This window comes from Paenibacillus sp. FSL H8-0317 (assembly GCF_045040685.1).
GTDB lineage: Bacteria > Bacillota > Bacilli > Paenibacillales > Paenibacillaceae > Paenibacillus.
The window spans coordinates 3,883,410-3,895,529 of sequence record NZ_CP150294.1 but is presented as its reverse complement, the minus strand read 5'-3'; the positions used below and the strand labels follow the sequence as shown (position 1 = coordinate 3,895,529).

At 42.0% G+C, this 12,120-nt stretch carries 12 protein-coding genes; 1 reads left to right on the top strand and 11 read right to left on the bottom strand.

Annotated elements, in window-relative coordinates; genetic code table 11:
- Positions 1–95: 95 nt before the first annotated feature.
- The 3 genes from MHB43_RS17300 to MHB43_RS17290 form a co-directional block, all read right to left on the bottom strand.
- The gene (locus MHB43_RS17300) at positions 96–2,027 is read right to left on the bottom strand and encodes a fructose-1,6-bisphosphatase (protein ID WP_405117596.1); all 1,932 of its coding nucleotides are present in this window, start codon (positions 2,025–2,027) and stop codon (positions 96–98) included.
- Between the two features lie 274 nt (positions 2,028–2,301).
- Complete coding sequence (locus tag MHB43_RS17295; protein ID WP_405117595.1) at positions 2,302–3,018, bottom strand: class I SAM-dependent methyltransferase; 717 nt, start codon at positions 3,016–3,018, stop codon at positions 2,302–2,304.
- A gap of 64 nt (positions 3,019–3,082) precedes the next feature.
- The gene (locus tag MHB43_RS17290; protein WP_405117594.1) at positions 3,083–3,991 is read right to left on the bottom strand and encodes a LysR family transcriptional regulator; all 909 of its coding nucleotides are present in this window, start codon (positions 3,989–3,991) and stop codon (positions 3,083–3,085) included.
- Positions 3,992–4,136: 145 nt separating this feature from the next.
- Between MHB43_RS17290 and MHB43_RS17285 the strand changes: the two genes are divergently transcribed.
- Positions 4,137–5,156: an alpha/beta fold hydrolase gene (locus MHB43_RS17285; protein WP_405117593.1), complete on the top strand. Its 1,020-nt coding sequence runs from the start codon at positions 4,137–4,139 to the stop codon at positions 5,154–5,156.
- A 4-nt stretch (positions 5,157–5,160) separates the two neighbouring features.
- Here MHB43_RS17285 and MHB43_RS17280 read toward each other — a convergent pair whose 3' ends face one another.
- From MHB43_RS17280 to MHB43_RS17245, 8 genes are all read right to left on the bottom strand, one after another.
- A complete protein-coding gene (locus MHB43_RS17280; protein WP_405117592.1) occupies positions 5,161–5,310 on the bottom strand; it encodes a hypothetical protein in 150 nt (49 codons plus the stop codon).
- 72 nt (positions 5,311–5,382) lie between these two features.
- On the bottom strand, positions 5,383–6,423 hold the full coding sequence (locus MHB43_RS17275) for an NADH:flavin oxidoreductase (protein WP_405117591.1): 1,041 nt from the start codon (positions 6,421–6,423) through the stop codon (positions 5,383–5,385).
- A gap of 204 nt (positions 6,424–6,627) precedes the next feature.
- Positions 6,628–7,203, bottom strand: coding sequence for a TetR/AcrR family transcriptional regulator (locus tag MHB43_RS17270; RefSeq protein WP_221821419.1), 576 nt, complete (start codon positions 7,201–7,203; stop codon positions 6,628–6,630).
- Positions 7,204–7,418: 215 nt separating this feature from the next.
- Entirely contained in the window at positions 7,419–7,664 is a 246-nt protein-coding gene (locus tag MHB43_RS17265; RefSeq protein ID WP_405117590.1) for a hypothetical protein, read from the bottom strand.
- Between the two features lie 32 nt (positions 7,665–7,696).
- Positions 7,697–8,671 (bottom strand): phosphotransferase enzyme family protein, encoded by a 975-nt coding sequence (locus MHB43_RS17260; protein WP_405117589.1) that lies wholly within the window; start codon positions 8,669–8,671, stop codon positions 7,697–7,699.
- 409 nt (positions 8,672–9,080) lie between these two features.
- The gene (locus tag MHB43_RS17255; protein WP_405117588.1) at positions 9,081–9,785 is read right to left on the bottom strand and encodes a hypothetical protein; all 705 of its coding nucleotides are present in this window, start codon (positions 9,783–9,785) and stop codon (positions 9,081–9,083) included.
- Between the two features lie 101 nt (positions 9,786–9,886).
- Positions 9,887–11,251, bottom strand: a complete 1,365-nt coding sequence (locus MHB43_RS17250) for a HAMP domain-containing sensor histidine kinase (RefSeq protein WP_313771458.1) — start codon at positions 11,249–11,251, stop codon at positions 9,887–9,889.
- Positions 11,252–11,322: 71 nt separating this feature from the next.
- Positions 11,323–12,030 carry a response regulator transcription factor gene (locus MHB43_RS17245; protein WP_127549319.1) on the bottom strand — a complete coding sequence of 236 codons (708 nt, stop codon included), beginning with the start codon at positions 12,028–12,030 and terminating at the stop codon, positions 11,323–11,325.
- Positions 12,031–12,120 lie beyond the last annotated feature (90 nt).

The window sequence follows — 12,120 nt, the reverse complement described above, 5'->3', positions numbered from 1 at the left end:
ACAGGCTGGGTATTATTACTTCCCTGCCCAATACGAGCGTCTACGTCATATTGCACTCAAACGGTTGATCCAGATGTGTATTTTTAGCAATCGTTTCATTTCATGTCGCGATAGTCTAATAGATCCTTCAAATTTGAGATTTTCTGTAACAGCTGTTCACCGACATTGGTTTCCCTCACCAGTTTCCGTGCCAGTTCTTTGTCCACCAATCTTTTTAGAGATAACACGTCCGTTCCGTTACATAAGACATCTTCTTTTGAGTTAAATTTCTTATGGGCGACAAGTTGCATGCCAAAGGAATTGTACAACAAGGTATATCCGGCAATTCCCGTTGTGGATTGATAGGCTTTGGAAAAACCGCCGTCAATCACGATCATTTTTCCGTTTGCTTTAACAGGGCTCTCTCCACTAATTTCTTTGACTGGTGTGTGGCCGTTAATGACATGTCCATGATCTGGATTCAAATCAAACTCCTGCAAGATTTTTCGACAGATCTCTTCATTTTCACGTAAATGGTAGTACGGATTCTTTCTCTCTTTATGTGCTTCTTTATCTTGGATAAAATACCGTTCAAAAGTGGTCATTTCTCTCTTTCCAAAGAGCGAGGAACATTCTCCTGTCCAGATGTACCATACCATATCCGTCGCCAGATCTTCTGTCTCTTCCGGATGCGCAAAGGCGTAACGTAGATAATCTTCAAAAACATCAAGCAATTGACGGCCCGCATATGTCTTGTCTTCAATCTGCAGTTCTTCCATATTTCCTTCTTCAGCCAAAGGAATACAGCCGTGGATTAACAAATTCCCGTTGTATTTTAAATAAAGGCTGCCCTTTTTCATGAGAAAATTCATATGTCTGGCCATCTTTTCGGAATGCTGAACGGAAAACAACAGCTTTTCCATCACCTGACGTTCTTCCTCCAGCAATTGTTCAGGTTTCTGCGGATTTACGGTTGCGAAACAGGTGTTTTCCAGCAGGTACGTTTTACCGCAGATGTTGATTTCATTGTTGTCGTAATCAATCTGCTCCAGCAAAAGTCTTTCAGACATATTAAAGTATGGGCGTCTCTTGATAATCGGGATTTCAAGTTTAAATTGAATCATGGCAATGGCTTGGTGAATTTTGGTGATCTGCAGAATCTCCTGCTCCGATACATTATGGCCAGCCTGCAGCTTAGGTCTGAAGGATGGATTGTCTTCGTAATATTTCTCCGCCAGGTTTAGCAGTGGGCGCAGATTGATTCCGTATACATCTTCAATGATGTCCAGATTATCGTATCTGGCGCAGATCCGAATAATATTCGCAAGGCAGACCAGGGAACCTGCGTAGGCTCCGATCCAGAGGACATCATGGTTCCCCCACTGTATGTCTACAGAATGGTAGTTGATCAGCGTATCCATAATTTTATCGGGGTACGGCCCACGGTCATAGATATCTCCAACCACATGAAGATGGTCAACGACCAGGCGCTGTGTCGTATAAGCAAGTCCGATAATGAGATTGTCCGCCTGGCCCAAGGATATAATTTGCCGATATATTTCCTCGTAATAAGGATTCTTATTGTTGGTCGAATCCGTCTTGTATAAAAGCTCTTCTACAATATATACATATTGCTCCGGCAGAGCTTTACGCAATTTTGAGCGTGTATACTTGGAAGAGGCATAAGAAATAAGCTTAAGCATGTGTTCAATTGTTAGTCTGTACCACTGGTTCAAAGCCTGTTTATTGCTCAGTTCCCCTATAACCAGCTGTATTTTTTCTTCCGGGTAATAAACTAACGCCGCAAAATCATTGATTTCTTGTTCCGTCCAAACCTCCCGGAATAATTCTTTGATTTTCTCTTTGACGGTACCCGAACCGTTTCTTAGTACATGCTGAAAAGCGTGGAACTCCCCATGCAAATCACTGACAAAATGCTCGGTTCCCTTTGGGAGATTGGAGATCGCTTCAAGGTTGATGATCTCTGTTATGATTTTTTCTTCCGTATCATATTTCTCGGCCAATAAATCTAGAAACTGCTCATCCAAAACAGATGTCCCCCTTCAAGGAAGTATGGTGTTGTATAGCCGGGTCCAAAAGCTTTAGACCTATATAAAATTACACTCTATACTTGGCATTGATTATATGGTGATTATCAGCATTGCCTTCCCCCATCATACTCCAGTTCATCATATATGAACAAATTTCATTGAATGGATTTGAATGAACAATGTCTGTAGTTATTTTAGGAATAAAAAAGCCGCTAATATAGCGACTTTCAATGGGACCAGGTCTCTGTTCATCGACATTTTTTCCTAACTGCTATTTTACACAATGAAAAATAAACGATCTATTTTCCGAATTTGCTTGTTTAAATTCCCAATCACCATATGTTTTTATTTTTGAAAAACCAATTTGTTTCAGCGACTCATCAAGTTCTTCTTGATTTCGAAACCTCAGCTGCATTTTTTCATGAACTAACACTTTTTCTGTTTTGGTATTTTTTACTATTTCATAGAAAGTGTAGATATCTCCCTCAAACCCTTCATATTCTGTATAAATTTCTAAAGGATCTCCGCTTAGTCTATCTTTAGCGAAGTCAGGAGTTTTGTCCTTCTCCCATTCTTCCCATACTTTTACCAAAGGGTTTCTTGTATCAAAAATAAAGTGACCCCCGATTTTTAGGGATCGGAATACGTCTGAGATTACTCGCTTCCAACTGTCATCTGTAAGAAATACCTGTGCAACATTGGCTGTCATAATTACCGCGTCATAGGTATTGGTTTGCAAATCCGCACTATCACCTATAATCCAATTCACATTTCCAGAATTATCTTTACCTCGCGCCATTTCAATCGCTTCTTTATTGGGATCTATAGCAGTAATTTTATAACCGCACGGAACAAGATGAGTAGTCCATCTTCCTGTTCCACAGCCCAGGTCAGCTATAGATTCTACTTGTAATCTCTTTAACAATGCAAGGAAAAATTCATCATCTTTTCCCCAATGGTTAATCTGGTCGTATACTAATGGAATCATATAATGTCTACCCACTTTCAACAGCGTTTTACTGTGCTCAACAGTTTGATGTCTCATACATGAGCTATACGGTTTTAGTCTCATTCTGTGAACCAAAAACTTCCCTGGTTGCTTCTATAAAAGATAACATCATTGGTGAAAGCCACTTGTCTTTATGCCACAACATCTGTGTATATACCTGCAAGTCCGGAATTTGCCATGGGAGGACAACAAGTTCTCCGCGTTCAACTTCAGATTCCACGACGATCTCAGGAAGAAAGGCAATACCGATGCCTGAAATTGCACATTGTTTAATGGCTTCCGCACTTTGAAACTCTAAATATGTAATGCTATCAATTCCCTCTTTCTCAAATGACCGATCAAACATCGTTCGATAGGGACAACCCTTCTCATTTGTCAGGAACACTTCTTCATGAAAATCTTCCAATTGCAGCACAGTTCGTTTGGCGAGTGGGTGATCTGGAGCAGCTAACAATCGGAAATGTTCTTCCAGCAAAGGCTCCACGGAAAGTCCACTCGAGCGAATGGGTTCATCCAACATATAAACCAAATCCGTGGTTCCCTCAAAGAGCGTTTGCTTGAGCTCTTGATTCGGAACTGAGCGGAAGATTAGACGAACTCCCGGATGCTGCGAACGAAACCGTTGGAAGACAGGTGGAAGCCGATAGGAGCAAATAACCTCATTCGCACTTATCGTTAAGGTACCACTTAGTTTTTTATTATCATGGACAGCACTACGAGCTTCGTCCATTTTTTCAAGAACGCCTTGGGCGTGTGTTAAAAAGCGTTTACCCGCAGTTGTGAGCGCGAGTTGCTTGCCCAACCGATCGAAGAGGCGAACACCTAGCTCGTCTTCCAATGCTTTGATTTGCATCGTGACGTTGGAAGGAACGTAGCTCAGCGCTTCTGCTGCCCGCGTGAAATTCAATGTTGTTGCAACGGTACAAAACGTATTCAGTTGACGCAATTCCATCCGATGATCCCCCCTTCATCTTTCAATTTTATTGAATGCTATTATGAATTATATTCACTTTTATTGAGAGTATCACAGCTCTATACTGAGTACAAGAGATCACAGTGAACATGTGGTTTTTCATTTTGAAGGGAGCGACTATACGATGGATTATGAAATTTTTAATTTGGGTGATGTACTCTTACAATCAGGAGTGACGTTACCAAATGCTTTTCTTGCTTACAAAACATACGGAAAATTAAATGAACAGAAGGATAATGTTATTGTCTATCCAACGGCTTTTGGAGATCAGCATATTCAGAATGAATGGCTCATTGGCATCGGGATGGCACTGGATCAAGAGAAATATTTTATTATCGTACCCAATTTGCTGGGCAATGGACTCTCTTCCTCACCCAGTAACACGCCTCCTCCATTCGATCGGGCTAACTTTCCACAGGTAACCATCTACGACAACGTTCGATTCCAGCATCAACTGCTGACCGAAAAATTCGGTATTGAAAAGATTGCTCTCGTCGTCGGGTGGTCGATGGGCGGCATTCAGGCATTTCAATGGGGGGCAAGTTACCCGGAGATGGTTGAACGAATCGCACCTTTCGGAGGCATCGCCAAGCCTTGGCCTCACACATTTGTGGTCCTGGAAGGCGTGAAAGCTTCACTGCTATCTGCAGTCGGTTTCGACTCAAGTAAATTAAACCAACTAAGTTCGACAGACATGCGTGCCGTTGGTCGGGTGTATGCAGGATGGGGACTATCACATGCATTTTATAGAGAAGAGCATTACCGTGAGATGGGATTTGACACATTGGAGGATTTTGTAGCTGGTGTCTGGGAAAATAGCTTTATGAATATGGATCCGCATAATGTTCTGGCCATGTTATGGACAGGGCAACATGCAGATATCAGTGCAAACCCCTCCTATAACGGAGACTTTGATAAAGCACTTCAGAGCATAAAAGCTTATGCTTGTATCATGCCGGGAAGCACGGATCTCTTTTGCACAGCGGCCGATAATGAATACGAAGCTAAGCGTATACCTAATGCTGTCTTGAAACCAATTCAATCGATCTGGGGCCATTTTGCCGGTCGTGGAATCAACAGTGCCGATAATCAATTGATTGATGACAATCTAAAACACTTGTTGTCACTTAGCACTAATGAATAGATCGTCACTTGCATTGGATGTCTGTCAGGCCTATCAAGATTCCCTGTTCTGCTCTAAGCAGTGCAATTCTCCATTTCGATACCGGTACCTCTGCCAGTCTCATCTCTATGTCTTTCATCTTTAATTCCACCGGATAACTCACTCTGGTTGCCATTACAAACACACCTCCAAGATGATCTTGAAGGTGTGTTTGATTAATACATATTCCTAATGATTATAACTGCAATTAAGTAAGTACAGTCATCGCCTCTCTTGTGAATGGAACCAGATCATCAATACGTCCTTCTTGAATTTTCTTAACCCATTCAGGGTCGACTAGAAGAGCACGGCCTACAGCAACCAGATCAAACTCATCATTCTGAAGTCGTTGTACCAATCCCTCGATACCGACGTTACTTGCGCCTTTACCTTCTGTGAACAGACTTGTAAAGTCACCATCAAGACCAATCGATCCAACAGTGATTGTCGGTTTACCAGTCAGTTTTTTGGTCCATCCAGCAAAATTCAGATCAGACCCTTCGAATTCCGGCTCCCAGAAACGACGTGTGGAACAGTGGAAGATATCGACTCCAGCTTGAACCAACGGTGCGAGAAGCTGCTCCAGTAATTCCGGTGTTTCAGCCAATTTAGCCTGATAATCATCTGTCTTCCACTGAGATAAACGCAGTACAATAGGGAATTCCGGTCCCACTACTTTACGGCAAGCCTCAATCACTTCAACTGCAAAACGTGTGCGAGCCAACATATCTCCACCGTAACGATCCGTACGAGAGTTGGTTTTCTCATACAGGAATTGGTCGATCAGATAGCCGTGTGCTCCATGGATTTCAACACCATCGAACCCAACGCGTTTCGCTTCTGAGGCTGCTTGTGCGAATTCCTGAACGATTGTAGCAATCTCAGCTTCCGAATAATCATTAACATGACCTTTGGCTCCCATATGCCAGATCTGTGGAATAATTCGACCGCCAGCTTCATGTACTTCAGATACAACATGTGCCCAACCATTCATTGCAGCTTCGCCATAAAAGTGCGGCACATTGGCTTGATTGGATGCATCCGGATGATTAATTATTGTCCCTTCTGTTACAATAAGTCCCACTGCGTTCTCTGCTCTACGGCGGTAATAGCCCGCAACATTTGAACCCGGGATACCGTCCGGAGAAAATTGACGCGTCATCGGCGCCATCACGATCCGATTGGATAACTTCAAGTGACCTAACTCTACAGGTTGGAACAATGCTTCTACGGATTGAGAATAATTCATAATAACCTCCACATATTTCGTTTTATATAAATTGACCTAGGAGATGTTAAACAGCAACCAGCCTGGTTAACAGCTAGACGTTATTTCCAAATGAATCAATACACGATTTTTATCAAAAAGCTCCACCTCCTTCAAGGTTTCGTGGTGTATTAATCCGCCTTCAATTATTTTTGACTTCGTAGTCAAGAATTTCACAAAAAAAGATCAAGACATGATCATGCCAAATGAAGTACGCAGAACCGTCTCGATCTGTTCACGGGATGAACCTGATTTCTCCATAACTCTCACACCAAGAATGGTGTTATTTAGATAAGATGCAAGCTCTATACTCGTATACCGGTTGGAAATTAACTGTTGTTTCTGGCCACTACGTATGATCTTCTCTAATACCAGTTGAATCTCTTCTGCCATGAGCTCAGCTTCTCGTGTGACCTGCTCGTCATCTGTTCCGAATTCAAGTGATGCATTCACAATTAGACACCCTTGGCAGCTAGTTTCATCGTCTAAAAGGGAATATCGTAAGGTATCCAGTTTATCAACGGGAGACGAATCCAGGGCTTCAATCTGTTTCAGTTTCGCTATAACCTGTTCACGGTAAAGTGCCAGCGCCTTCAGGAACAACGATCGCTTGTCTTTAAAAACACAGTACAAACTTTGCTTTTTGACTCCTGTAGTACGCGTAAGGTCCTCATAAGAAGTTGCTTTGAAGCCTTGATTCCAGAACACTTCCATAGACTGGTGTAATACACGATCGACATCAAATTCTCTTGGTCTGCTCATGGGATTAATGTATCAGTTATTGACCATGCAGTCAAGAACTGATCATTTTACATCCTGTTTGAAAACTGTTTATGTTTTTGTCGTTCGCATACCTGGCGTATATTCACAAAATTCATCTATCCTGCCCGTTAACGTAATGAAGGCTGCCGGCTAACACAGGCAGCTTCATTTTCGTCGTATATTCAATTATAATTTCTACGTTAGCGCAACAAGCGTTAACTTTTAATATCTTCTTCAGCCTTTTGTCTATATCGAATTATGGAAAGAGGCAAATTAACTACTCCAAGAATAAAAGAAGAGCCAATAGATATCCATTGAGATATTGAAGGATAATTCGGTTTTCCGTCTCCTACAGGACCTATTTTGGGTTGGTGGCTATCCCACAAAACATATAAGAGACCAACAGCAGGTAACAATATGCAAATTACACTTGCAACTATATGTAACACATACTTGTTCAATTCTACCCCTCCATTTATTGTATTCCTGCTCCTTAGTTTAACAAAAATTTTTCTCCTTTAAGATATTTCCTAAAATAGTTTTCAATAACTGATGGAAAACTTGCCGCTAAGGATTGTTGTTCATTTGGATTTAGTGAATGGAATGCGAAAGTCCTAATGATTGACCAAATAAAAAATGCTTCTAATAACTCGACATAATTCTCTTCCAGTTGATTTACTTTGCTATACGATGAAATAAATACTTTCCTATTATCAGATGAAAGATGCAAAAATGTTTCAGCCATATCAAATAAATAAAAGCCATAGCCACAATTCGAAAAATCTATAGGTTGAGGAGTATCGTCATAAAATACATAGTTACTCTCATGAAGGTCAGAATGAATAACTCCCCAGTTACTTGGCAAAGGTTTATAATTTTGTATCACATTTGCTATTTTATGTGCTGACTCTTCCACATGAACAAACACTTCACTTGGGATAAGCTCTAAATTTACTAACCGTTTTAATTGATTTAGTGATGAATATAAATGATCAGAATTGTATATTGGTCTATTAAAGCCTTCAGGTGCATTCCACTGCATAGAATGTTTATGTAGAGCCGCCATTAAGAGAGCTAAATTTTCAGTTTCATTACTTGTTGGCTCTCTTTGAAGTACGCTTCCATGAATCCAATGATGAATAGTCGCCATGATTGTATTTTCGCTAAGATCAGTTGAGATTTCTGTTACCAGATCACCTTGAAGATTTCTAACAGGTGCAGGTACGACGAGATTTGTATCTTTAACCAAAGCATCAAGCCAAATAAGCTCTGATGCGATATTCCCTTTTGATTGAATGGAAATTGTTGAGATATGGATTTTGATAAGAAACTTTTGATGATCATCGTTGGTCTGAACTTGAAATGTAACATTATCACTCTTTCCGAGATACAGAAGTTTTTCCCAATAGATTGGGTATTGATGTAAAGCTTCTTTCGCCACCTTCGCATAATCTTCTTCAGAAAGCATAGTATCCACTCCAGTTAATGTGATTTTTACTTTACAATTTTACCAAGTGAACTTTATTTTATGGTGATAAAAGTTGATTATAACTAAACTTTACTGCCCGGCCGATCCTGTTGATCGGCGGTCCCCTTTGGTTTCATGGAACTATTGTTTCCCTTTAGTTCAATCGACCTTCTTCGTTTACGATACTGTCCTCCGTGTTGTCTGTAACAGCAAGTTTTAGAGCCATCCTATGAGGGATGACCCTTTCGCTTTGTTATACAATCGTATACTTAGGACAATCGTTACGTTTTCTTTACTGATATCAGATCCTACCCTGTGTATGCCATGGCATCCCATTGTACCGATAAAATAAAAAAGCCGCTAAATTAGCGACTTCAATAGGACTATCTTCTTGTCTTTCGACTAAATATTAATCCAAAAGGCTGTAGATCTGAATGCTCTCTACCTTGGCATCCTTGATATGAAACGACATTACATCCACATAATTGGATGGCTCGTAACGGTAGTCATCTTCCTCATTAGGGGCTCCATCACCAAGCAGTTTCCCCTCGGGGTAGGCGTCTTTGAGTGTATCCAGACTATCTCCTGCTTTAATGTTTCGCACTGTCGTGTACTTAGGATCTGTGATTTCGATATGAAAGATGGAGTCTTGTTTTCCTTCCGGTATACTGATTGTTTTAATCTCCAGACCAGGATACGTATAGACCTTTTCTGTAAAACCGATTAACGTATCCATGTTGGTTCCATCGTCGGCACTGTACGTATGAGATTTCAGGTTATCCGGTTTGCCCAGCTTCTGTTCCATCTGGTCTTCATTCGCTGTATCCGAAATCGCAATGGTGTGCTCATTATAGACAAAAGCAAGCTCCTTCAGCACCACATTGCCTTCCTTCTCCATCGAACCTTCTTTAATAGCTTCAGTACCCTTTTCTTCCGAACTATCGGAAGCAGGCGCAGGAGAATTGGTTGCTCCTTCGCCTTTGCTCTGTTCATTCGCTGTGTTCTGTCCGGTTGCTGGGGGCGTAGCATCATTGGACTGACAGCCCGCTAATGCCACCGTTAGTAGAGCACCTAGTACGATAACACCTGTTGCTTTGTTTATCAATTTCATCATGATCCCTCCATAAATGTGTGATTTGTTCTTATGAAGTGATTATAAATAAAACATTTGTTAGTCTCATAACAGAAATGTACCAATCTTGTAACGTTAATTATTTACGATTGTGTTTCCGCACGGGGCAACACAATCGTAACGGTTGTTCCTTCCCCGATTTGACTTTCCATGTCAATATAACCATTAAACCGCTCGACAATCTCCTTGCAAATAGAAAGCCCAAGACCTGAACCGTTCGCTGTGCTAGCATTTTTGGCCCGGTAAAAACGTTCCTGCACTCGCTCCAGCTCCTCGCCCGAGATACCGATCCCTTGATCACGTATCCGTATAACTACCTCACTTGGCGTATGTTCCAACTTCAATTCGATTAGCGATGGACTGCCTGAATATTTGATGGCATTGTCCACAAGGTTCGCGATCGCATGGGACATCAGCATTGGATTCACGTTGGCGTAAACTTTTGTCGTACCCTCATCATCTGGTTCTTCCTCCACTTGACTGACTCTGATCTCGATACCTTTATCCTTAGCCTTGGCTCCCATATTCATTGTGACTTCCTGAATAAGTTCATTCATTTCCGTTGTCTCGACTTCCAGTTCGTTAGAACCAGCCTTGTCGAATCGGGATAACAACAACAGTTCATTAATCAAGCGTGTCAGCCGATCCGATTCCTGCAGCAGATGAGCATAGATTTTTTGCAGCTCCTTGTTCTCAGTCTCCCCTTCAACCAAGTATTGAGAGAAACCACGAATGGCTGCCAAGGGTGTTTTTAACTCGTGAGATACGTTGGAGACAAATTGTTTCTGATACTGAATGTAATCATGAAGCTGCCGCCCCATGGAATCCAGCCCATCTGCCAGCATGCCCAGCTCATCCTTCCGGTTTAGATGAACTCTACGAAACTCCTGTCTAGAGAAACTTTGCGCAGCGCTAAGCAACAGTTTAATCGGCTTGGTTGTGTTGCGGGCAATCCACAGACTGGATAACGTAATCAGTATAATAAATCCGCCTGCGCCGACAAACAGGATATAACGGATTTGATCCATAATCGCATAAAAGTAGGAAATATCCTCCACGAACTCATACACATAAGCGTTTTCGTAGAATTGATCCTGAATGGGCGTCGCAAAATAAAGCAGATGATCTTCCGTGACGGTGTAGGTATAACTGCCGCTCAGGGCTTTCTCTATATTTTTGTCAAAAATAAGCGGTTTGGCATCATTAATGATGATGCCATCCACAGCCAGGCCCAGCAACTGCTTGGAGCTGTCATAGATACGTACTTCCTTGCCTGAAGCTTTCAGCTTCTCTAGAGCAAGTCTGACAATTTCCTTGGTCTGGGGCTCTCCTGAAGATGACCTATGTTGCGACAACACCTCACGGAAGGACAACTCGGACAGATCCGCTTTCTCCATCATCTGTTTCTCAATGGTAATGAAGCTGTAGTAATCGATGGCTTTATTCACCGCAAAAATGATGATGCCAAAGGACAGCACGGAGAAAAATAAATAATTCAGCAGTAACCGGGTTGCATACTTCAGGCCTCGCCACCTCCAAGTTGATAGCCAAATCCATAGATCGTCCTGACATACTTCGGTTCGTCCGCGTTATCCTCCAGCTTCTTCCGTAACCGCATGATGGTCATATCCACACTGCGACTGTCTCCCATAAAATCATATCCCCATCCGATCTGCAACAGCTCATCCCGGGTAAAGATTTTGTCTGGCCTTTTGAGTAACGTTTCCAGAATTTTAAACTCTTTAGCCGTTAAAGACACGGGTACACCGTTTTTCAGCACCCTGCGGCTTTCCAGATCAAATGTCAGCTCTTCATGAATGATGCGTGTAGATTTCACCTCTGTTCCTTCACTTGATTCTTCCTTGCTCTCGTTTCTTCTCAGAATGACCTTGATCCGTGCGAGCAATTCACGGTTGTCAAAGGGTTTGGTCATGTAATCTTCCGCCCCTAGCTCTAGTCCCAACACCTTGTCGATTACCTCGTTCTTGGCAGAGAGCATGATCACAGGAACGGCACGTTTCCCGGTGATTTCCTTGCACAGGTCATATCCGGAGCAGTCAGGCAGCATTAAATCAAGCACCACTATATCGGGTTGAAAAGAGTCGAGCAGCTGCAAGCCCGTTTTGCCGTCCTCTGCGGTCTGCACATCGTAGTTTTCTCGCCTTAGCACCAGCTCAATTAAATCTCGAATTGCGATTTCATCATCAATGACTAGGATTTTCTTCAACTGTACACCCCTATCTAGCCTTGTTTTCACCAGCTTCAATCAACTATTAACCCATCTTAGCACAGACACTTTAGATTCCTCCACCAACTG